The sequence below is a fragment of the Acidihalobacter prosperus genome (assembly GCF_000754095.2).
Taxonomy (GTDB): Bacteria; Pseudomonadota; Gammaproteobacteria; order DSM-5130; family Acidihalobacteraceae; genus Acidihalobacter; species Acidihalobacter prosperus.
This window is the reverse complement of sequence record NZ_JQSG02000003.1, coordinates 90,566-109,956: the sequence shown is the minus strand read 5'-3', so window position 1 is coordinate 109,956 and position 19,391 is coordinate 90,566. Positions and strand designations below refer to the sequence as shown.

At 65.2% G+C, this 19,391-nt stretch carries 23 protein-coding genes; 15 read left to right on the top strand and 8 right to left on the bottom strand.

The annotated features are described in order from the left end of the window. Window positions 1-56: 56 nt before the first annotated feature. From lptB to THPRO_RS07220, 8 genes are all read right to left on the bottom strand, one after another. Window positions 57-782, bottom strand: coding sequence for an LPS export ABC transporter ATP-binding protein (gene lptB, locus THPRO_RS07255; RefSeq protein WP_038089021.1), 726 nt, complete (start codon window positions 780-782; stop codon window positions 57-59). Beyond that, the gene (lptA, locus tag THPRO_RS07250; RefSeq protein WP_052064240.1) at window positions 779-1,279 is read right to left on the bottom strand and encodes a lipopolysaccharide transport periplasmic protein LptA; all 501 of its coding nucleotides are present in this window, start codon (window positions 1,277-1,279) and stop codon (window positions 779-781) included. The genes lptB and lptA overlap by 4 nt, the downstream gene beginning before the upstream one ends. A 25-nt stretch (window positions 1,280-1,304) precedes the next feature. Next, window positions 1,305-1,874, bottom strand: coding sequence for an LPS export ABC transporter periplasmic protein LptC (gene lptC / locus THPRO_RS07245; RefSeq protein ID WP_038089019.1), 570 nt, complete (start codon window positions 1,872-1,874; stop codon window positions 1,305-1,307). Then, the gene (locus THPRO_RS07240) at window positions 1,871-2,356 is read right to left on the bottom strand and encodes a KdsC family phosphatase (protein WP_052064273.1); all 486 of its coding nucleotides are present in this window, start codon (window positions 2,354-2,356) and stop codon (window positions 1,871-1,873) included. Before THPRO_RS07240 ends, lptC begins: the two co-directional genes overlap by 4 nt. A gap of 94 nt (window positions 2,357-2,450) precedes the next feature. Beyond that, window positions 2,451-3,425, bottom strand: coding sequence for a KpsF/GutQ family sugar-phosphate isomerase (locus THPRO_RS07235; RefSeq protein WP_065089584.1), 975 nt, complete (start codon window positions 3,423-3,425; stop codon window positions 2,451-2,453). A gap of 5 nt (window positions 3,426-3,430) precedes the next feature. Further along, window positions 3,431-4,390: a calcium/sodium antiporter gene (locus tag THPRO_RS07230; RefSeq protein WP_038089016.1), complete on the bottom strand. Its 960-nt coding sequence runs from the start codon at window positions 4,388-4,390 to the stop codon at window positions 3,431-3,433. 104 nt (window positions 4,391-4,494) lie between these two features. Continuing rightward, on the bottom strand, window positions 4,495-5,445 hold the full coding sequence (locus THPRO_RS07225) for an NAD-dependent epimerase/dehydratase family protein (RefSeq protein WP_065089430.1): 951 nt from the start codon (window positions 5,443-5,445) through the stop codon (window positions 4,495-4,497). Continuing rightward, a complete protein-coding gene (locus THPRO_RS07220; protein WP_065089583.1) occupies window positions 5,445-6,524 on the bottom strand; it encodes an LLM class flavin-dependent oxidoreductase in 1,080 nt (359 codons plus the stop codon). Before THPRO_RS07220 ends, THPRO_RS07225 begins: the two co-directional genes overlap by 1 nt. A gap of 101 nt (window positions 6,525-6,625) precedes the next feature. Between THPRO_RS07220 and THPRO_RS07215 the strand changes: the two genes are divergently transcribed. The 15 genes from THPRO_RS07215 to THPRO_RS07145 all read left to right on the top strand — a co-directional run bounded on the left by THPRO_RS07215 (window position 6,626) and on the right by THPRO_RS07145 (window position 19,366). After that, a complete protein-coding gene (locus tag THPRO_RS07215; protein ID WP_065089429.1) occupies window positions 6,626-7,219 on the top strand; it encodes a hypothetical protein in 594 nt (197 codons plus the stop codon). A gap of 83 nt (window positions 7,220-7,302) precedes the next feature. Then, on the top strand, window positions 7,303-8,115 hold the full coding sequence (locus tag THPRO_RS07210; protein WP_065089582.1) for an ABC transporter ATP-binding protein: 813 nt from the start codon (window positions 7,303-7,305) through the stop codon (window positions 8,113-8,115). A gap of 1 nt (window position 8,116) precedes the next feature. Next, window positions 8,117-8,899, top strand: a complete 783-nt coding sequence (gene mlaE, locus THPRO_RS07205) for a lipid asymmetry maintenance ABC transporter permease subunit MlaE (protein ID WP_038089189.1) — start codon at window positions 8,117-8,119, stop codon at window positions 8,897-8,899. Window positions 8,900-8,915: 16 nt separating this feature from the next. After that, a complete protein-coding gene (gene mlaD / locus THPRO_RS07200) occupies window positions 8,916-9,374 on the top strand; it encodes an outer membrane lipid asymmetry maintenance protein MlaD (RefSeq protein WP_038089009.1) in 459 nt (152 codons plus the stop codon). 25 nt (window positions 9,375-9,399) lie between these two features. Then, window positions 9,400-10,041 (top strand): MlaC/ttg2D family ABC transporter substrate-binding protein, encoded by a 642-nt coding sequence (locus tag THPRO_RS07195; protein WP_052064239.1) that lies wholly within the window; start codon window positions 9,400-9,402, stop codon window positions 10,039-10,041. Next, window positions 10,038-10,343: an STAS domain-containing protein gene (locus tag THPRO_RS07190; protein WP_038089006.1), complete on the top strand. Its 306-nt coding sequence runs from the start codon at window positions 10,038-10,040 to the stop codon at window positions 10,341-10,343. Before THPRO_RS07195 ends, THPRO_RS07190 begins: the two co-directional genes overlap by 4 nt. An 82-nt stretch (window positions 10,344-10,425) precedes the next feature. Continuing rightward, window positions 10,426-11,685 (top strand): UDP-N-acetylglucosamine 1-carboxyvinyltransferase, encoded by a 1,260-nt coding sequence (murA, locus tag THPRO_RS07185; RefSeq protein ID WP_038089003.1) that lies wholly within the window; start codon window positions 10,426-10,428, stop codon window positions 11,683-11,685. Window positions 11,686-11,689: 4 nt separating this feature from the next. Then, window positions 11,690-12,325, top strand: a complete 636-nt coding sequence (gene hisG / locus THPRO_RS07180; protein ID WP_038089000.1) for an ATP phosphoribosyltransferase — start codon at window positions 11,690-11,692, stop codon at window positions 12,323-12,325. Between the two features lie 120 nt (window positions 12,326-12,445). Beyond that, window positions 12,446-13,528: a 3-deoxy-7-phosphoheptulonate synthase gene (locus tag THPRO_RS07175; protein ID WP_038088997.1), complete on the top strand. Its 1,083-nt coding sequence runs from the start codon at window positions 12,446-12,448 to the stop codon at window positions 13,526-13,528. A 59-nt stretch (window positions 13,529-13,587) separates the two neighbouring features. Then, a complete protein-coding gene (gene hisD / locus THPRO_RS07170) occupies window positions 13,588-14,901 on the top strand; it encodes a histidinol dehydrogenase (protein WP_038088994.1) in 1,314 nt (437 codons plus the stop codon). Between the two features lie 15 nt (window positions 14,902-14,916). Continuing rightward, window positions 14,917-15,666 (top strand): Nif3-like dinuclear metal center hexameric protein, encoded by a 750-nt coding sequence (locus THPRO_RS07165; protein ID WP_038088992.1) that lies wholly within the window; start codon window positions 14,917-14,919, stop codon window positions 15,664-15,666. Window positions 15,667-15,890: 224 nt separating this feature from the next. Continuing rightward, complete coding sequence (petA, locus tag THPRO_RS07160; RefSeq protein WP_038088989.1) at window positions 15,891-16,487, top strand: ubiquinol-cytochrome c reductase iron-sulfur subunit; 597 nt, start codon at window positions 15,891-15,893, stop codon at window positions 16,485-16,487. After that, complete coding sequence (locus THPRO_RS07155; protein WP_065089428.1) at window positions 16,487-17,887, top strand: cytochrome b; 1,401 nt, start codon at window positions 16,487-16,489, stop codon at window positions 17,885-17,887. The genes petA and THPRO_RS07155 overlap by 1 nt, the downstream gene beginning before the upstream one ends. Continuing rightward, window positions 17,887-18,630 carry a cytochrome c1 gene (locus THPRO_RS07150; protein WP_038088987.1) on the top strand — a complete coding sequence of 248 codons (744 nt, stop codon included), beginning with the start codon at window positions 17,887-17,889 and terminating at the stop codon, window positions 18,628-18,630. The genes THPRO_RS07155 and THPRO_RS07150 overlap by 1 nt, the downstream gene beginning before the upstream one ends. A gap of 106 nt (window positions 18,631-18,736) precedes the next feature. Further along, window positions 18,737-19,366 (top strand): glutathione S-transferase N-terminal domain-containing protein, encoded by a 630-nt coding sequence (locus tag THPRO_RS07145; RefSeq protein WP_038088982.1) that lies wholly within the window; start codon window positions 18,737-18,739, stop codon window positions 19,364-19,366. The last annotated feature ends 25 nt before the right edge of the window (window positions 19,367-19,391 follow it).

Sequence of the window (19,391 nt, the reverse complement as noted above, 5' to 3'; positions counted from 1 at the left end):
TGTTTATCTTGAATCCGCGTTTAACGCAATGGTCATCATCGGTCTACGGGATGTTGTTAGAGTCGGAAGTCCTGCCCCAGATAGACCTCGCGGGCCTTCTGATTGTGCAGGATGTCTTCCGGCGCGCCTTCGGCGAGCACATGACCCTCGCTCAGGATATAGGCTCGCTGGCAGATGCCGAGGGTTTCACGCACATTGTGATCGGTAATCAAGACGCCAATGTCCCGGTCGCTCAGGTGTCGCACGATCCGCTGGATGTCGAGTACCGAAATGGGGTCGACGCCGGCGAAGGGTTCGTCGAGCAGGATGAAGGCCGGGTCGGCGGCCAGCGCGCGCGCAATCTCGACGCGTCGTCTCTCACCGCCCGAGAGGCTGAAGCCGCGACTGGCGCGGATATGCCCGATCTGCAATTCATCCAACAGACTTTCCAGGGTTTCATTCTGTGCCCTGGGGTCGAGATTGTCACGCAGTTCGAGTACGGCGCGGATGTTGGCTTCGACGCTGAGGCGGCGGAAAACCGAGGCTTCCTGCGGCAGATAGCCAACGCCCATGCGTGCGCGGGCGTGCATGGGGAAGCGGGTGATGTCCTGATCGTTGAGGTGTATCCGCCCCGAATCCGGCTGAATCAGACCGACGATGATGTAGAAGCAGGTGGTCTTGCCCGCGCCGTTGGGGCCGAGCAGGCCGACGATTTCGCCGCTGCCGACCTCGAGGGAAACGCCGCCGAGCACGTCGCGTCCGCGATAGCGCTTGGTCAGGCCACTGGCGCCGAGCACGCTCATGGCGCGGATTTTCCCGTCGTGCCCTGATCGGGCACCAGCGTGGCCTCGACGCGATGCCCAGGCGCACCGGCGGTGACGACGCCATTTTTCGTGTCGTAGACGATATGCGTGCTGCTGAAGGTGTTGCGCTCCTGGCTCAGTTCGGCCTGTCCCTGCAGTTGTATCTGCCGGCTGTCCGGCAGGTAGAGCATGTGCGCCGCGTGTCCCTTGACCGGTTTGCCCTTGGGGGTGACGTCGCTGAAGGTGGCCGGGTTGCCGTCCATGGTCAGGCGTTCGACCGGTCCCTTGGGCGGCGCCACCACGGTCAGTCGGTCGCCGTCGATGGTGAGGGTGTTCTGGGTGACGCGGACGTGCCCGGTGTAGATGCCGACACCGGTCTTCTGGTCGAAATGAAATCGGTCTGCGCTGATATGCACGGGCGCATCGCGTGCCACCGGCGGCGCGGCCACGGCAGCGGCCGGCAGCAGCGCGGCTAGAAACAGCAGGCGCCATGGCACGCGCCGTTCTACGCTCGGCCGGGGCTCAGGGCTGCGCGGTGGGGCGGGTGTAGACACTGTTCACGTCCTTTAGGAGGTCGAAGACCTGCTGCTTGAAATTCGCGTCCAGGCCGATGCCCCGCGTCACGTAGCCGGGGCCTTCGATGCGCGTGGGTTTCGGGCTGGTCGCGATCTGCCGACGCGTGTCGACCGTCACATCATTGGATATCACGCGAATCGTCCGACCCTGCGCGTCCTGACGCGTGATCACCACCCGTTCCGGCATGCGCACGACGGTGTCGCCGGGCAACAGTACCGCGCTGGGTGAGCGCAGCGTGACCGGCGCGCCGTGCTCAGGATATACCACGAGCACGGGATCGGTCAGCCGGGTCAGGCGGTCGGGCAGGGTGTGTGCGAGATGCGTCGCCCGTAGCCGGTAGCGTGGCTGCCCATCGCGGCGCATCTGGGTCAGGGTGATGTCGTCGGCGGAGTAGTCGGTGCCGCGGGCCAAGGGGGCAACCTTGAGCGGCGGCGGCAGCACGTGTCGAGCCAGCCACAGACCCAGTAGCAGGGTGACGGCCAGTGCGGCGCCTGTGAGCAGGCGCTGCGCGTTCATGCGAGATAGGTCGCGACCAGGCGTTCGTACTGCCCCTGGGCGCGCATCACCAGTTCGCAGGCTTCGCGTGCCGCACCCTGGCCGCCGGCGCGTGCCGTCACCCAGTGCGCGTGCGTGCGGACTTCGGCGGCCGCGTCGGCGACGGCGATGCCGAGCCCGGCGCGGCGTATCACCGGCAGGTCGACGAGGTCGTCGCCGACGAAGGCGGCGGCGGCAGGCGGTAGCCCGAGCGTCGTCAGCAGATCCTCGAAGGCCGGCAGTTTGTCGCGGCGGCCTTGGATCACGTGCTCGATGCCGAGATCGGCCGCGCGGCGGGCGACGACCTGCGAACGCCTTCCCGTAAGCAGTGCGAGGGTCACGCCGCTGGCCTGGAGCATGCGCATGCCGTGACCGTCGCGCGAATTGAAGGCTTTGTATTCCTGGCCGTCGTCGCCGAGAAACAGGCGACCGTCGGTGAGTACGCCGTCGACGTCGAAGATCATCACGCGTATGGCGCGCGCGCGCGCCAGCACCGGGCCTGCCGGCTGTTGTTCGATGTCGTTCGGGGCGGCGCCCGCGTGCTTGTCCCGGCTCATGTCACACCACGCCCGCACGCATCAGGTCATGCATGTTCAGCGCGCCGACCAGTCGGGACTGCTCGTCGACGACCGGCAGCGCCTGGATACGGTGGTCCTCCATCAGCTTGACCACCGCGGCTGCCAGCATGTCGGGGCGCGCAGTCTTGCAGTCGCGCGTCATCACGCGTTCGATCGGCGTGGCATGGATGTCGAGCGCGCTGTCGAGCGTGCGGCGCAGGTCGCCGTCGGTGTAGACCCCGACGACCTTGTTTTCGAATACCACCGCGGTCATGCCGAGTCCTTTGCGGGTAATTTCGAGCAGGGCGTCGCTGAGTATGGTGTCGGGCGTGACGGCGGGTACGTCGTCGCCGCGCCGCATCACGTCGGCCACGTGCAGCAACAGACGGCGGCCGAGGCGGCCACCCGGGTGCGAGCGGGCGAAGTCCTCGGCGGTGAAGCCGCGCGCCTCGAGCAGTGCGATCGCCAGTGCATCGCCCATGGCGAGCGTCGCCGTGGTGCTCGAAGTCGGCGCGAGCCCGAGCGGGCAGGCCTCGCGGGCGACGCTGATGTCGATATGTACCGTGGCCTCGCGCGCGAGACTGGATTCCGGGCGTCCGGTGAGCGCGATCAGCGGTACGCCGAGGCGGCGGATAAGCGGGAGGATGGTCAGGATTTCATCGGTTTCGCCAGAATTCGACAGCGCGAGTACCACGTCGCGTGGCGTGATCATGCCGAGATCGCCGTGACTGGCCTCGCCGGGGTGGACGAAAAAGGCCGGCGTGCCGGTGCTGGCCAGGGTTGCCGCGATCTTGCCGCCGATGTGCCCGGACTTGCCCATGCCGAGGACGACGATGCGTCCTTCGCAGGCATGCAAGTGATGGCAGGCGCGCACGAAGGTGTCGTCGATACGCTCCGCCAGCGCGGCGACTGCCTCGCTTTCGGTGCGGATCACGGCCAGGCCGAGGGTGATGAGCTGTTGGTCGTCAAGAGACATGGGTTTCAGGCGGTCCAGTATAGCCAGCATTCGTAGCCGATGAAGACCCCGAGCAGCACGCCGCCCTCGGCGCGGTTGATGCGTCTGGGCTGGCGGCCGAAGGCGAACAGGAAGAGGAGGGCGGTCAGGAACAGCATCAGCGGATAGTCGCGGCTGAGCACTTCGTGCGGCACGGGGCCGGGCGCGATCAGGCCGGGCAGTCCGAGCACGCCGAGGATGTTGAACAGATTGGAGCCGACGACGTTGCCCAGGGCGATGTCCGGCTCGCCGCGTCGCGCGCTGAGCACCGTGGTGGCCAGTTCCGGCAGGCTGGTGCCGATGGCGACCACGGTCAGGCCGATCACGAGATCGCTGACGCCGAGCGCATGGGCCACGGCCACGGCGCCCCAAACCAGCAGCTTGGCGCCGCCGAGCAGTACGGCCAGCCCGAGGGCGAACCAGCCGAGTGCGGCCTGCGTGCTCATCGGCGGCGGCTGGTCTTCGAGGATTTCCTCGGCGAGGGCGTCGTCGGGCTGTGCGCGGCGTGCGGACCAGACCATCCAGAACAGCAAGGCTGCCAGGCCGAGCAGCAGGGCGCCGCCTTCCGGCCGCGCGAGCCGGCCGTCGGCCAGCAGTGCGTAGCCGATGAGCATGATCGCGAGCAGCAACGGCAGTTCGCGCTTGAGCAGTTTCGAATTCACGGTCAGCGGGGCAATCAGCGCCGTGACGCCGAGCACCAGGCCGATGTTGGTGATGTTCGAGCCGATGGCATTGCCGATGCCGAGACCGGCATTGCCGTCCCAGGCCGCGAGCGCGGAGACCAGCAGCTCGGGTGCCGAGGTGCCCATGCCGACGATGGTCAGGCCGATCACCAGCGGCGGTACGCCGAGGTTGCGGGCCAGAGCCGCCGCGCCGAGCACGAAGCGGTCCGCGCTCCAGATCAGCAGTGCGAAACCGGCGATGATGGCGATGACGGCGAGCAGCACGTTGCGGTGGTTTCCTTAGGAACTGGGGCCCGCCTGCGCGGGCGTGAACGGGAAATTATACATGGGGCGTCCCGAAAAGCCGTCGTTCGGGCATCCGCCGGGCATCATGCGTCGTCCGGCCAGCCTCGTGCCGCACGGCGCACGCACTCGGCCACATCGAGCAGGGGCGTGAACCTCAGCGTTCGCTGAGCCTGTCGGGTGTCGAGCACGAGCGGATGGCGCAGACCCTGCACCCAGCCGGGCTCGCCCGCTGCCGGGGTCAGCCGCCAGGCCAGGCGGTGCGTGGCGGCGAGCAATGAGGGCGTGACCGGCAGGCGCCAGCGGCGTACCAGTCCGAGCATGTCGCGCAGGCTCATCGGCGGGTCGGCGGCAAGATTGAAGATGCCCGGCGTCCGTTGCCGCAGCGCCAGGATCATGGCGCGGGCGACGTCCTGTTCCCAGATGCATTGCGTGAGCGGCACCGGGCGCGCGGCGGGATAAAGAGGTTGCTTCAGCACGAGGTTGAGCAGCGGATGCGCCTGGGCGCCAACGATGGCATGCGGCCGCAATCGGGTCACGGTCAGGTCCGGGTGGGCGGAGGAGAAATCGTCCAGCCAGCGCTCGACCGCGATCTTGTCTTCGGCATAGGCGAAACCGGGCATGGCGCGCAGCGGCGCGGTTTCCGTCAGTCGGGGTGGATTGTCCGGCCACGCGCCATACACGGCGGCGCTGGAGACGAAGACGAGCTGTCGGACACCGGCGCGTGCGGCGGCTTCGAACACGCGGCAACTGCCCTCGACGTTGATGCCGCGGACGACTTCGCGGTCGTGCCGACGACGGCCGAGACCGCCGCCCATGAGCACGAAGGCGAGATGCGCCAGCGCATCCGCGCCTTCGAGCAGGGCCGCGGATCGAGGGTCGCGCACGTCGAGTCGATGGTGACGGTAGCGGGTGTCGGCATAGGCTGCGGGTGCGCGGTCGATGCCGGTTACCTCGTCGGCCAGGCCAGAGGCCAGCAGGCGGGGCACGAGCACACGGCCGAGGCGGCCTGCGCTGCCGGTGACCACGATCCGCATCAGTCGGTGAACGCCGGCATCACCCGTTCGGCGAACAGGTGCATCGCGTCCACGGTCTGCGTCTGCGGCAGTACGCCCGCGCCGAAGGCCAGCATCACGTGGTCGACCCCGGCCGCCTTGAGCGCCGACAGCCGCTCGATGCAGTGATCCGGGTTGCCGACCACGGTCATGCCCAGGGTTTCGAGCGTGCCGAGCGTGAGCGCCTTGCCCATGAGACCGTGGAAGGCGCCGAAGCGGCGGTAGTATTCGTAGCCTTCGTACAGACGCTCCAGCACCCCGCGTGTCTGCCCCAGCAGCTGGCGGTAGAACCAGACCAGGCCGTCGCGCGCCTGGCGGCGGGCGGTGCGCTGGTCGTCGTGGCAATGGATACCGATGGTCATGGCGACGCGCGGGTTGAGTCGCGGGTCGTCCGCGGCGCCGCCGTGCTGGCGTTGCCAGGCTTCCCGGTAGCAGCGGATGTCCTCGCGCACCATGAACCAGGGCTTGAAGGGGCCGACCAGCACGCCGATGCCCTGTCGGGCAGCGAGTTCGAAGCTGTCGGGGCTGACCGCGGCGGTCCAGATCGGCGGATGAGGTTGCTGCAGCGGCCGTGGCAGCACGGCGAGGTCCGCGAAATCGAAATGCTGCCCACGGAAGTTCACCCGCCCGTCGGCGAAGGCCTGGCGAATCACGGCGAGCGACTCCTCGGCGTAGCTGCGACTGTCGCGCATCTCGCGGCCGAAGGCCTGGTATTCCTGCGGTGAGAAGCCGCGGCCGAAACCGAATTCGACGCGCCCGCCCGAGAGGACGTCGAGCGTGGCGAGGCGTTCGGCGACCCGTATCGGATGATGGTAGGGCAGCGGTACGATGGCGTGCCCCAGGCGCAGACGTTGCGTGCGCTGCGAGGCGGCCGCGAGAAACAGCTCCGGCGCAGTACTGTGTGAGTACTCCGGCATGAAGTGGTGCTCGACCAGCCAGCCGGTCGAAAATCCCAGTGATTCGGCCAGCACCCACTGCGCGAGCGTGTCCTCGAACACGGCCCGCTCGCTGCGATCGCCGGCGGACGGAACGGATAGCTCGTTAAACAGATCGAAACGCATGGCCGGCATTCTAGCGTCTAGGCCGTCGGCGTGTCCGGGGATTCTGCCGGGTGCGGTCGATACCATGGCGCCGTGCCGGCGAGCGGACAGGAGGTGAGGGTGTGAGTCGTGTGGAAATCGGTGTCTGGGACTGGGGTCGCCCGGAATGGGTGGCGTCCTACTATCCTTCGGATCTGCCGGTCGACTGGCGACCGGCCTATTACGCAAACGATTACGCCTGCGTCGGCCTGCCGTCGTCCGCCTGGATGCCAGCCGATGTTTCCGGATGGGCGGAGGAAACGGGCGCGCATCTGTGTTTCTGGCTGGGGTGCGGCGTCCGTCAGCTGGCCGTGCCGGAGCTGGTCGAACACCTGTATACGCTCGGCTCCCGACTGGCCGGTCTCGTGTTCGAGCAGGTCGATGCGACCACCGCGCGCGGCCTGATGGAAGCCCTGAAGCGGGCGGGCGTGGCGCCTGCGCAGGCTGCGGAGCCGCCGTTGCCCGGCATCGGCGCGCCCTGGCGCGCGGAACACCCCGACCGCCCGGGCGGGGTGGGCCTTTACCGGCCCCGGGCGGAAGACGACGCACGCAAACGGCGGAGCCTGCTGGAGGCCTTCGCCGCCGCGCCTGGACCGGTGGACCGCTGTCTGCTGGTCGACGGGCCGCCCGCCGTCGTCGACGAATGCCGCCAGCTGACACAGCTGCTCGGTCTGTGAATCAGTCGGTCGGGAAGGTTGACAGTCCGGCCGGACTCTTCGAGACTGCTACGCTTTCCGCAATGGATGCGGTCTGGGGTGCCATGCTGGACCAAAACGAGAAGCCGCTGATCGAGGTTCAGGACCTCGCCTTCCGACGCGGCGGCCGGACCATCTTCGATGGCCTGAACATCGTCGTCCCGCGCGGCCGGGTGACGGCCATCATGGGGCCGAGCGGGACGGGCAAGACAACCCTGCTCAAACTGATCGGCGGCCAGCTGAAGCCTTCGCGAGGCCGCGTGCTGGTCGACGGGCAGGACGTGCACCGGCTCGGTCGCGGCGAGTTGTACCGTCTGCGCCAGCGCATGGGGATGCTGTTTCAGAGCGGGGCGCTGCTGACCGACCTCAATGCCTTCGAGAATGTCGCCTTCCCGCTGCGCGAGAACACCCGTCTGCCCGAGGACATCATCCGCCCGCTGGTGCTGATGAAGCTGCAGGCTGTGGGATTGCGCGGTGCGCGGGACATGATGCCCAGCGAGCTGTCAGGAGGCATGGCGCGCCGGGTGGCGCTGGCGCGTGCGATCGTGCTCGATCCCATGATGATCATGTACGACGAGCCGTTCACGGGGCTCGACCCGATCACCATGGCCACGGTGGTCACCCTGATCAAGCGCCTCAACGACGGGCTCGGCCTGACCAGCATCGTGGTGTCCCATGACGTGCCGGAAACCTCGGGCATCGCCGATCTGATCTACCTCATCGCCGACGGCAAGGTGGTCGAGTCCGGTACGCCGTCCGCCTTGCGGGACACGCAATCGGAATGGTCCGCGCAGTTCCTGCAGGGGCTGCCGGACGGGCCGGTGCCATTCCACTATCCGGCGCCCGACTACGCCGACGATCTGCTGGGGGGGCGCTGACATGATGGATGCCATCGCCAGCCTTGGCCGACGGGCGCTGGGCGTGCTGGAACGCCTGGGGCGCTCAGGCCTGTTCCTGCTGCGCCTGCTTTCGGCACTGCCGACGCCGCTTGCCCGTCCAGGCCTGATCGTGCGCGAGATCTATTCGGTCGGCGTGCTGTCGTTCCTGATCATCACCGTGTCCGGGCTGTTCGTCGGCATGGTGCTCGGCCTGCAGGGTTATACGACCCTGGTCAAGTTCAACGCCACGGAGTCGCTCGGCGTGGTGGTCGCGCTGTCGCTGGTGCGCGAACTCGGGCCGGTGGTCACGGCGTTGCTGTTCGCCGGCCGGGCCGGCTCGGCGCTGACCGCCGAAATCGGCCTGATGAAGGCGACCGAGCAGTTGTCGGCAATGGAAATGATGGCGGTCGATCCCTTCCGCCGTGTACTCGCGCCGCGTTTCATCGCCGGAATTGTCGCCATGCCCCTGCTGGCAGCATTGTTCAGCGCGATCGGCGTGTTCGGCGGTTACCTCGTCGGCGTGAGCCTGCTCGGCGTCAACGACGGCGCCTTCTGGTCGCAGATGCAGGCCAACGTCAGTTTTGCCCATGATATTCTCAACGGCGTGATCAAGACCCTGGTGTTCGGTGTCGTCGCCAGCTGGATCGCGGTGTTCGAGGGTTACGACGCCGTCCCCACCTCGGCCGGCGTCAGCCGTGCGACCACCCGCACCGTCGTCAATACCTCACTGGCCGTGCTGGGTCTGGATTTCATCCTGACCGCGCTCATGTTCAGCGGCCATTAAGCCCCGGAGTCCCAAGATGACCACGCGCTCCATCGAAATACTTGTCGGATTGTTCATTGCGGCCGGTTGCGCGGCATTGCTCGTGCTGGCGATGAAGGTGAGCAATCTGACCGATTTCAGCGGCGGAAACGGCTACCAGGTCTACGCCTACTTCAACGACATCGGTGGCCTGAAGATCAACGCGCCGGTGACGGCCGCAGGCGTGCAGGTCGGTCGGGTCGATGCGATCAAGTACGACCCCAAGAATTTCGAGGCCAAGGTGGTGATGACCATCAACGACAAATATCACGATTTTCCGGTCGACAGCTCGGCGAGCATCTACACCGCGGGGCTGTTGGGCGCGCAGTACATCGCGCTGTCCCCGGGCGCCTCCGAGCAGGCGCTCAAGAACGGCAGCCGCATCCAGTACACCCAGTCGGCCGTGGTGCTGGAAAAGATCATCGGGCAGTTGATGGTCAAGCTCACCTCCAAGTGAACCGAAGCGAGACGGAGAGACGCGCATGATCGCAAGAATTGTAAAGCTGTTCACCCTGGTTGCCGTGACGCTCTTCGCCGGCGGTCAGGCCGCGTTCGCCGATGCAGGCACCGAAGCGCCGTTCAAGGTGGTGCAGACCGCGGTCGACGAAACCCTGCACGCCCTGCATACGCACACCAAGGCGGAGTTGTCGTCACCGCGCTACGTCAACGGCATGGTGTCCAAGATCATTCTGCCGGCGGTGGATATCGACGCCTCCGCGAAACTCGTACTCGGCCGTTACTGGCGGACCGCGACCCCTGCCCAGCGCAGCGCCTTCGTCGAGCAGTTCAAGCTGTTGCTGATCCATACCTATGCCAAGTCCCTGACCGAGCATACCGACAGCAAGGTCGTGTTCCTCAAGAACCGGGATTCGGTGAATCCGCCGTTCGCGACCATCTACACCCAGGTGCAGCGCAGCGGCCAGCAGCCTTTGGCCGTGGACTACAGCCTGATCAAAACCCCGGGCGGCTGGAAGGTGTACGACATCACCATCTCGGGCCTGAGTCTGGTGACGAACTACCGCAGCACCTTCGGCCAGGAAATCGCGCAAACCAGTCTGGAGGCACTGATCAAGCGTTTGACCAAGCAGAACGAGGCCAACAACCAGGCTGCCGCCTCCTCATGAGCGAGACGGCCCGCCTCGAGCGCGACGGCGACGCCCGTTATCGCGTGGTGGGACCTATGACGGTCGCCACGGTGCCGGCGCTATGGCCGGAGCTGGCGCGCGCGTTCAGAAATGGCGGCGAACTTGATCTCTCGCTGGCGGGGGTAACCCGCGCGGACAGTACCGCCGTGGCCTGTCTGGTGGCTTGCATGAGGACCGCCGGCGGGCAGGTGCGTTTCACCGACATGCCGGAATCCATGCGCGTGATCGTCGAGGTCAGCGATCTCGAGGCGCTGTTTGCGCCATCCACGGATGCCGCCTGACTGCCCCCCGGGGCGGCGATGAGGTAAGATCAGCCCCCTTTTGATAGCGCCGGTAGCGCAACCGGCCGGAAACGCGTCGTTCATGGATAAATTGCTGATCTACGGTGGCGGCCCCCTCGACGGGGAAATCCGCATCTCGGGCGCCAAGAATGCCGTGCTGCCCATTCTGGCCGCCACGCTGCTGGCGGACGGCCCCATGCGCATACTCAATGTGCCGCATCTGCACGACGTAACGACGACGATGGAGCTTTTGGGCCGCATGGGCGTGTCGCTCACCGTCGACGAACGCCTGGGAATCGAGACCGATACCCGCGGCATCCACACACTGCGCGCGGCCTATGAGCTGGTCAAGACCATGCGGGCATCGATCCTGGTGCTCGGTCCGCTGCTGGCCCGTTTCGGCGAGGCGGAGGTGTCGCTGCCGGGCGGCTGCGCCATCGGTTCGCGCCCGGTCAACATCCATGTCGAAGGCTTGCGCGCGATGGGCGCGGATATCGAGGTCGAGGGCGGCTACATCAAGGCCCGGGCCAAGCGCCTGCGTGGCGCGCGTCTGGTGCTGGACGTGGTTACCGTGACCGGCACCGAGAACCTGATGATGGCGGCGGCGCTGGCCGAGGGGCGCACCATTATCGAGAATGCGGCGCGCGAACCCGAGGTGGTGGATCTTGCCGGCTGCCTGAGCTGCATGGGCGCGCGCATCGAAGGTGCGGGCACCGATACCATCGTGATCGAGGGCGTCGAGCGGCTCACCGGTTGCGAATACGAGGTATTGCCGGATCGCATCGAAACGGGCACGTTTCTGGTCGCGGGTGCCATCACCGGCGGCCGCGTACGGGTCAAGAAAACACGGGCGGCCCTAGTCGATTCCGTGCTGCAGAAGCTGCGTGCATGCGGGGCCGAAATCAAGGTCGGCGACGACTGGATCGAACTCGACATGCATGGCGAACGGCCGCGCGCGGTCGATCTGCGCACGGCTCCCTATCCGGCATTCCCTACCGACATGCAGGCCCAGTTCACCGCGCTCGACGCGGTGGCGGTGGGCACCGGCTCGATCACCGAGACGGTATTCGAAAACCGGTTCATGCATGTCCAGGAATTGCAGCGCATGGGCGCGGACATCCGCGTCAACGGCAATACCGCCGTTATTCACGGCGTGCCGCGGCTGACCGGCGCGCCGGTGATGGCGACGGACCTGCGGGCTTCGGCAAGCCTCATCCTCGCCGGGCTGGTGGCCAAGGGCGAGACCATCGTGGACCGTATCTACCATATCGATCGCGGCTACGAGTGCATCGAGGAGAAACTGGCTCAGATCGGCGGCAGGATTCGCCGAGTGGTGGGATGACGGCATGAGTGAAACATTGACCATCGCGCTGTCCAAGGGGCGCATTTTCAAGGATACGCTGCCCTTGCTGGCCGCAGCGGGCATCGTACCGGTCGACGATCCCGAGACCAGCCGCAAGCTGATCCTCGACACCAACGACCCGACGATCAAGCTGGTCATCATCCGCGCCACGGACGTGCCGACCTACGTGCGCTACGGCGCGGCCGATCTGGGTGTCGCCGGCAAGGACGTCTTGATGGAAAACGGCGGCGAGGGCATTTACGAGCCTCTGGACCTGCGTATTGCCCGGTGCCGGTTGATGGTCGCGGGCCTGCCCGGCGGCTACGAGGGAACGCGGCGGCTGCGGGTGGCGACCAAGTTCGTCAACGCCGCGCACGCCCATTTCGCCGCCCAAGGCCGGCAGGTCGAGGTCATCAAGCTGTATGGTTCGATGGAGCTGGCGCCGCTGGTGGGGCTGGCCGATTGCATCGTCGATCTCGTCGATACCGGGAACACCCTGCGAGCCAACGGTCTGGTGCCGTGGGAGTCGATCGCGGATATCAGTTCCCGGCTGATCGTCAACAAGGCCTCGATGAAGATGAAACACCGCCGTGTGCAGCGAATCGTCGAACAGCTGCAACGCGCCGTCGAGGAGGCGTGAATGCGTGCTTATATGCAGCCCTGAGGCGTGCATTCATGTTACGCTCTGAACGAAAATGGCACCCAAACGGTGCGGACCGGCCCGCCGCCTGCCCCGCCTGGTGCAGGCACCCGGAAAGACATGCGTTACCAGACTGAAGATCTACGGATAAAGGCCATCCACGAGGTGAGCACGCCGGCGACGGTTCGCGAGGAACTGCCGTTGACCGACGACGGTGCCCGTCTCGTTTACGATACGCGCCGACAGATACATGACCTGTTGACCGGCGCGGACGACCGCGTGCTCGTCGTGGTCGGTCCCTGCTCGATCCACGATCCGCAGGCGGCCAAGGAATATGCGCAACGCCTGCTGCGGATCCGCGAGGCGCTCAGCGACGACCTGCTCGTCGTCATGCGCGTATATTTCGAAAAGCCGCGCACCACGGTTGGCTGGAAGGGACTGATCAACGACCCGGGCCTCGACAACAGTTTCCAGATCGACCGCGGCCTGCGACTGGCGCGTCGTCTGCTGCTGGAGCTGGGCGCCATGGGCATGCCCGCGGCGACCGAATATCTCGATATCATCAGCCCGCAGTACATTTCCGACCTGGTGAGCTGGGGCGCCATCGGTGCGCGCACCACCGAGAGTCAGGTGCACCGCGAACTGGCTTCGGGGCTTTCCTGCCCGGTGGGTTTCAAGAACGGCACCGACGGCGGTGTTCAGATCGCCATCGACGCAATCCGTTCGGCCTCGCAGCCGCATCATTTCCTGTCGCTGACCAAGGCCGGGCGCTCCGCGATCTACACCACCACCGGCAACGAGGACTGTCACCTCATTCTGCGTGGCGGCTCGCGCGGTCCGAACTATGATGCCGAAAGCGTGCAGACCGTGGCCGAACGCCTGCTTCAGGTCGGACTGCCGCCGCGCCTGATGATCGATTGCAGCCATGCCAACAGCCGCAAGCAGGCCGAGCGCCAGGTCGAGGTCGCGGCCGCGCTTGGCGAACAGATCGCCGCCGGCAGCGAAGCGATCATGGGCGTCATGATCGAAAGCCATCTCGTGGCCGGTCGCCAGGATGTGGTCCCGGGGCAGACCTTGACCTACGGTCAGAGCATCACCGACGCCTGTCTGGGCTGGGATGCAACCGAGGAGGTACTGCGCGGTCTTGCGCAAGCCGTGAACGCGCGCCGGGAAAAGCATCGCCGACAACAGCAGCTGGGCTGATCCGCGCAAGCCGATCGAGGATCAAGCCGCCCCGTCCATCCCCTTCCGAGGCCGCGAACATGCCGGAAATCCATCGACTCGACAGCCGTGACACCCATTTTGCCGCCCGCCTGGATGCGCTGCTGGCGTGGGAGAGCGTGGCCGACGCGGCGGTGACGGCGACCGTGAACGAAATACTGGCGGCCGTGCGTACGCGCGGCGATGCCGCATTGCTCGAATATACCGCACGATTCGACCGCCTGAATCTGACATGTGGCGCCGACCTCGAAATTCCGCAGGCGCGGCTGCGGCAGGCACTGGACGATATCCCGGCAGCCCAGCGCGAGGCACTGGAAACATCGGCCGCGCGCATCCGTGCGTATGCCGAACGTCAGCGTCTGGACTCCTGGCAGTACACCGAAGCCGACGGCACGGTGCTGGGTCAGCAGGTCAGTCCGTTGGATCGGGTCGGCCTCTACGTGCCGGGCGGCAAGGCCGCCTATCCCTCGTCGGTGCTCATGAACGCGATCCCCGCCAAGGTGGCCGGCGTGGGTGAGCTGGTCATGGTGGTGCCGACTCCCGGCGGCGAACTCAACGAGTTGGTGTTGGCGGCTGCCGCGGTGGCGGGCGTGGATCGGGTATTCGCCCTCGGCGGCGCCCAGGCCGTGGCCGCATTGGCCTACGGCACCGAAACCGTGCCCGCGGTGGATAAAATCGTCGGTCCGGGCAACATCTACGTGGCTGCGGCCAAGCGGCAGGTCTACGGTACGGTCGGTATCGACATGATTGCCGGGCCCTCGGAGATACTGGTCGTCTGCGACGGCCTGACGGACCCGCATTGGATCGCGGTGGACCTGTTTTCCCAGGCCGAGCACGACGAGGACGCGCAGGCCATCCTGCTGTGTCCCAACGCCGACTACATCGACCGCGTCGCCGCAGCGATGGACGAGTTGCTCGCCGACATGCCGCGCGCTGACATCATCCGCACGTCCCTGCGCGTGCGCGGTGCGCTGATTCGCGTGCGCGATCTCGACGAGGCCGTGACACTCGCCAATCACATCGCACCCGAGCATCTTGAACTGTCCGTGGCCGACCCGGATGCCTTGGCGGCGCGCATCCATCATGCCGGTGCCATGTTTCTCGGGCGGCACACGGCCGAGGCGCTCGGCGATTATTGCGCGGGCCCCAACCATGTGCTGCCGACCTCGCGTACCGCGCGTTTCTCCTCGCCTCTTGGGGTCTATGACTTCCAGAAGCGCGCCAGCATCATCCATTGCTCGGCGGAAGGCGCGCGCGTGCTGGGGCGCACCGCCTCGACGCTTGCCCGGGGCGAAGGTCTGATCGCCCATGCACGCTCGGCCGAATACCGTGTGTCCGACGAGGCGACCGACTGAGCGGGGCGCGAGGGCATGGTGGAACTGCACACGCTTTGCCGTTATGCCGACGACTATCTCGGCGTGTCGCGCTTTCGCGATTACGCCCCCAACGGGCTGCAGGTGGAGGGGCGGCCGGAGGTGCGGCGCATCGTGAGCGGTGTCACCGCCTCGATGGCCCTGATCGAGGCCGCGCTGGACCTTGAGGCCGACGCCATCCTGGTGCATCACGGGTATTTCTGGCGCGGTGAGTCCCCTGTGGTTACCGGTATCCGTCGCCGCCGTCTCAAGGCGCTGCTGGCCAACGATGTGAGCCTCATCGCCTACCATCTTCCGTTGGACGCGCACCCGGAACTGGGCAACAATGCTCAGCTGGCAAGGCGTCTGGGGCTGAAGGCCGAGGCTGCGCTCACGGCCGAAGGCATCGGCTCCATCGGCCGGTCGGACACCGCATTGACGCTGGACACCCTGGTGGCGCGCATTCACGGCGCGCTGGCGCGCGCGCCGCTGGCAATCCCTGCCGGGCCGGAAAGCATCGAGCGCATTGCCTGGTGCACGGGCGCGGCTCAGGGTTATATCGACCAGGCGGCAGCGCAGGGCGCCCAGGCTTATGTCAGCGGCGAAATTTCCGAGCAGACGGTGCACGCGGCGCGCGAGGCGGGCGTGCACTATATCGCTGCGGGTCATCATGCCACCGAACGTTACGGCGTACAGGCGTTAGGCGAGCACCTAGCGGCGGAGTGGGACATCGAGCATCGCTTCGTCGATATCGACAACCCCGTTTGACCGGGTCGCGCGCACGTCCGCCTCCTTCCCACCTACCGAATACACACGCATGCCGCCCCGTCGAGGTATCCACGACGGCGGTGCCGCGGGTTCTCCCGTCGTGGCCGCGGACTTGACCTTGCCCGATACTTGGTCGAAGCTTCGGGAGGACCGCGAAGCACAAAATGCCCGTAGAGGCGCCGCGGCTAGAACTACAATCACAAAAACGAACAGGGGGAACAGGGATGGGAGCAGAGGACATCAATGTCCCGCGCCGTCGGTTTCTGGTGGCTGCGACGGTCGCGTTGGGCGCGGCAGGTTCGGCTGCCGCGGCGGTGCCATTTATCGCATCGATGAGTCCCAGTGCCCGCGCGCGGGCGGCCGGGGCGCCGGTCGACGTCGACATCGGCAAAATCGAACCCGGGCAGATGCTGCGGGTCGCCTGGCGAGGCAAGCCGGTCTGGGTGGTCAGACGTACATCGCAGATGTTGGCCGGCCTGCCCAAGAACGATCCCAAACTGCGCGATCCCCGGTCGCTCCAGTCCGTACAGCCCCCCGATTGCAGAAATGAATCCCGCGCCATCAAACCGGAATATCTGGTGGTCGTCGGGATCTGTACCCATCTTGGCTGCTCGCCCACTTATCGTCCTGAGCTGGCGCCGCCCGATCTCGGGCCAGACTGGCGCGGCGGCTGGCTGTGTCCCTGTCATGGTTCGCTCTACGATCTTGCCGCGCGCGTCTATAAGGACGTGCCGGCGCCGCTGAATATGGAAGTGCCGCCCCATCACTATGTGAGCGAGGCGAAAATCATGATCGGCGTAGATGCGAAGGGGGGCGTGTGATGGCCGAGAAGGAAATAACGACGACCGGGTTTCTGGGCTGGATCGACCGCCGTTTCCCGCTGACCGAGACTTGGGAAAAGCACGTTTCCAAGTATTATGCGCCGAAGAATTTCAATTTCTGGTATTTATTCGGTTCCATCGCGCTGCTGGTCCTGGTCATCCAGATACTGACCGGCATCTTCCTGACGATGCATTACAAGCCCGACGCCAAACTGGCCTTCGCCTCGGTTGAATTCATCATGCGCGATGTGGAGTGGGGCTGGCTGATCCGGTACATGCATTCGACCGGGGCCTCGGCTTTCTTCATCGTCATCTACCTGCATATGTTCCGCGGACTCATGTATGGCTCCTTCAAGAAGCCGCGAGAGCTGCTGTGGATATTCGGGATGCTGATCTACGTTGCTCTCATGGCCGAGGCCTTCATGGGCTACCTGCTGCCATGGGGGCAGATGTCGTACTGGGGGGCGCAGGTCATCATTTCACTGTTCGGCGCGATTCCCTATGTCGGTAACGAACTGGCACTCTGGATTCGTGGTGATTTCGTCGTTTCGGACCCGACCTTGAACCGTTTTTTTGCCCTGCACGTGATCGCTCTCCCGTTGGTGCTGCTCGGGCTGGTGGCCATGCATGTGCTGGCATTGCACGAAGTGGGTTCGAACAATCCTGACGGCGTGGAAATCAAGGCGCGGAAGGACGACCGTGGCGTACCACTGGACGGCATACCTTTCCATCCCTATTACACCGTCAAGGATGTGGTGGGTGTGGTGGTGTTCCTGGCGTTGTATTTTGCAGTGGTGTTCTTCCAACCGACTTTCTGGGGACGTTTCCTGGAGTACGACAATTTCATCCCCGCCGATTCTCTCAAAACGCCACCGCACATCGCGCCCGTCTGGTACTTCACGCCCTTCTACATGATCCTGCGCTCGATACCCGACAAGTTCCTCGGCGTGGTCGCGATGGGGTTGTCGATCCTGGTATTGTTCGTGTTGCCCTGGCTCGACCGCAATCCGGTCAAATCGATCCGTTATCGCAGTGTTTTGCACAAGGCCAACATCATGGTCTTCGTGGTGGTGTTCGTCATACTCGGGATAATGGGCACCCGGCATCCTACGCCTTTCCTGACCGAGATGGGTTTGCGTCTCTCGGAGGTCTATTTCAGTTTTTTCCTGATGCTCGCGTTTTTCAGCCGAATCAGGCCGCCGCGCACGATACTGGCCATCTATTTCATTTGGATGAGTCTCATCCTGCTCTACGATTTATTGCGGGTATCCGCCGAAACGAGCCACCTCGTATTTACCAGCCTGATGATACCCGGAGGTTATATTTCCGGGCTATTGCTGCTTGCGCTGTTTTTCCCTGCGCTCGCGACTGACAAGACCGTACCGTCGAGGGTGCGATGATGAAAGCGATGCTGCTGATACTGCTGTTCGCGATGCCCTGGGCCACGCAGACGGCGCAGGCCGAAGCGGGACTGCATCTGCGTGCGGTCGACGTGGACCTGACCGACCACGCCGCGTTGCAACGGGGCGCCAAGTATTTCGTCAATTACTGTCTGAGCTGCCACTCATTGTCGGCGGTGCGTTACAACCTCTTCGAAAGATTGGGTCTGACGCCCGACCAGATTCGTGAAAATCTGATATTTACCGGTCGCAAGATCGGCGAGACCATGGAAGTGGCCATGCGCCCTGAGGATGCGAAACGCTGGTTTGGCGCGCCGCCGCCCGATCTTTCCGTCATTGCCAGGGCGCGAGGAGCCGACTGGTTGTATGCCTATCTCACGACCTTCTATCTGGACGATACCCGACCTACCGGCGTCGACAATCTGGCCTTTCCCAAGGTGGCGATGCCGAACGTGATCTGGCAGCTGCAGGGGCAGCAGGCTGCGGTGTACGCAGATGGGGCGACGCGGCCGCCGTCCACTGACGCACCGATCGATCACCTGAATCTCGTCCAGCCGGGTACAATGACCCCGGTGGAGTATGAAAGGACCGCGCGCGACCTTGTCGGTTTTCTGGTATACGTAGGCGAGCCGAACAAGGTGCAGCGACAGAATCTGGGGTTGTGGGTGCTGAGCTTCCTCGGGCTGCTCTTTGTGGTGTCATACTTCCTGAAAAAGGAATACTGGAAGGACGTACGGCATTGATGGTGGCCGTCCGCTGTCGCCTCGGTTCGGCCGGCGCGAGGCGGGTTTTATCCGCGAGACTGGCGGGCGTCCTGTCGATGTACCGCCTGACGACGGAGTGATAGAGATGAGTCTGGTCGCCAACCGCCGCTCAGTGATGACCCTGTTTTCGGCACCCGATTGCCCGGACAGCCACCGTACCCGGATCGTGCTTGCGGAAAAGGACGTCACCGCGGATGTGATACATATCGACCCGAGCCGCAAGCCGGAAGATCTGGTCGATCTCAATCCCTACAACTCCGTACCCACGCTCGTCGACCGCGATCTCGTGCTTTACGATGCGAGGGTGATCATCGAGTATCTCGACGAACGCTTCCCGCATCCTCCGCTGATGCCGGTCGATCCGGTTGCCCGGGCCAAGGCGCGGTTGTTGATGTATCGCGTCGAGCGCGACTGGTACCTGCCGATGGCCGAACTGGCAACGGCTGACAAGAAGAGCCAGCCGAAGCTGCGTAAGATCCTGCGCGAAAGCGTATTGTCCGCCGCGCCGCTGTTCATCGAGGCCCGTCCCTATCTGCTTGGCGAAGAATTCAGTCTCGTGGACTGCTCCGTCATCCCGGTGCTCTGGCGGCTGTCGTCGCACGGCATCCAGTTGCCGCCTGCGGCGAAGGCCATGGCCGATTACAGCAAGCGCACCTTTGCGCGTGCATCCGTGCGCGCCAGCCTGAGCGATGTTGAACGTGACATGATTGCTTGAGAGGGTCATGAGTTCCGCTTCCAAT

Bases quoted from the DNA above. Each gene is read 5' to 3' on its own strand.
- lptB (WP_038089021.1), bottom strand. From the start codon at position 782: ATGAGCGTGCTCGGCGCCAGTGGCCTGACCAAGCGCTATCGCGGACGC.
- lptC (WP_038089019.1), bottom strand. From the start codon at position 1,874: ATGAACGCGCAGCGCCTGCTCACAGGCGCCGCACTGGCCGTCACCCTG.
- THPRO_RS07240 (WP_052064273.1), bottom strand. From the start codon at position 2,356: ATGATCTTCGACGTCGACGGCGTACTCACCGACGGTCGCCTGTTTCTC.
- THPRO_RS07235 (WP_065089584.1), bottom strand. From the start codon at position 3,425: ATGTCTCTTGACGACCAACAGCTCATCACCCTCGGCCTGGCCGTGATC.
- THPRO_RS07225 (WP_065089430.1), bottom strand. From the start codon at position 5,445: ATGCGGATCGTGGTCACCGGCAGCGCAGGCCGCCTCGGCCGTGTGCTC.
- THPRO_RS07220 (WP_065089583.1), bottom strand. From the start codon at position 6,524: ATGCGTTTCGATCTGTTTAACGAGCTATCCGTTCCGTCCGCCGGCGAT.
- THPRO_RS07210 (WP_065089582.1), top strand. From the start codon at position 7,303: ATGCTGGACCAAAACGAGAAGCCGCTGATCGAGGTTCAGGACCTCGCC.
- mlaE (WP_038089189.1), top strand. From the start codon at position 8,117: ATGATGGATGCCATCGCCAGCCTTGGCCGACGGGCGCTGGGCGTGCTG.
- mlaD (WP_038089009.1), top strand. From the start codon at position 8,916: ATGACCACGCGCTCCATCGAAATACTTGTCGGATTGTTCATTGCGGCC.
- THPRO_RS07195 (WP_052064239.1), top strand. From the start codon at position 9,400: ATGATCGCAAGAATTGTAAAGCTGTTCACCCTGGTTGCCGTGACGCTC.
- THPRO_RS07190 (WP_038089006.1), top strand. From the start codon at position 10,038: ATGAGCGAGACGGCCCGCCTCGAGCGCGACGGCGACGCCCGTTATCGC.
- murA (WP_038089003.1), top strand. From the start codon at position 10,426: ATGGATAAATTGCTGATCTACGGTGGCGGCCCCCTCGACGGGGAAATC.
- hisG (WP_038089000.1), top strand. From the start codon at position 11,690: ATGAGTGAAACATTGACCATCGCGCTGTCCAAGGGGCGCATTTTCAAG.
- THPRO_RS07175 (WP_038088997.1), top strand. From the start codon at position 12,446: ATGCGTTACCAGACTGAAGATCTACGGATAAAGGCCATCCACGAGGTG.
- hisD (WP_038088994.1), top strand. From the start codon at position 13,588: ATGCCGGAAATCCATCGACTCGACAGCCGTGACACCCATTTTGCCGCC.
- THPRO_RS07165 (WP_038088992.1), top strand. From the start codon at position 14,917: ATGGTGGAACTGCACACGCTTTGCCGTTATGCCGACGACTATCTCGGC.
- petA (WP_038088989.1), top strand. From the start codon at position 15,891: ATGGGAGCAGAGGACATCAATGTCCCGCGCCGTCGGTTTCTGGTGGCT.
- THPRO_RS07155 (WP_065089428.1), top strand. From the start codon at position 16,487: ATGGCCGAGAAGGAAATAACGACGACCGGGTTTCTGGGCTGGATCGAC.
- THPRO_RS07150 (WP_038088987.1), top strand. From the start codon at position 17,887: ATGAAAGCGATGCTGCTGATACTGCTGTTCGCGATGCCCTGGGCCACG.
- THPRO_RS07145 (WP_038088982.1), top strand. From the start codon at position 18,737: ATGAGTCTGGTCGCCAACCGCCGCTCAGTGATGACCCTGTTTTCGGCA.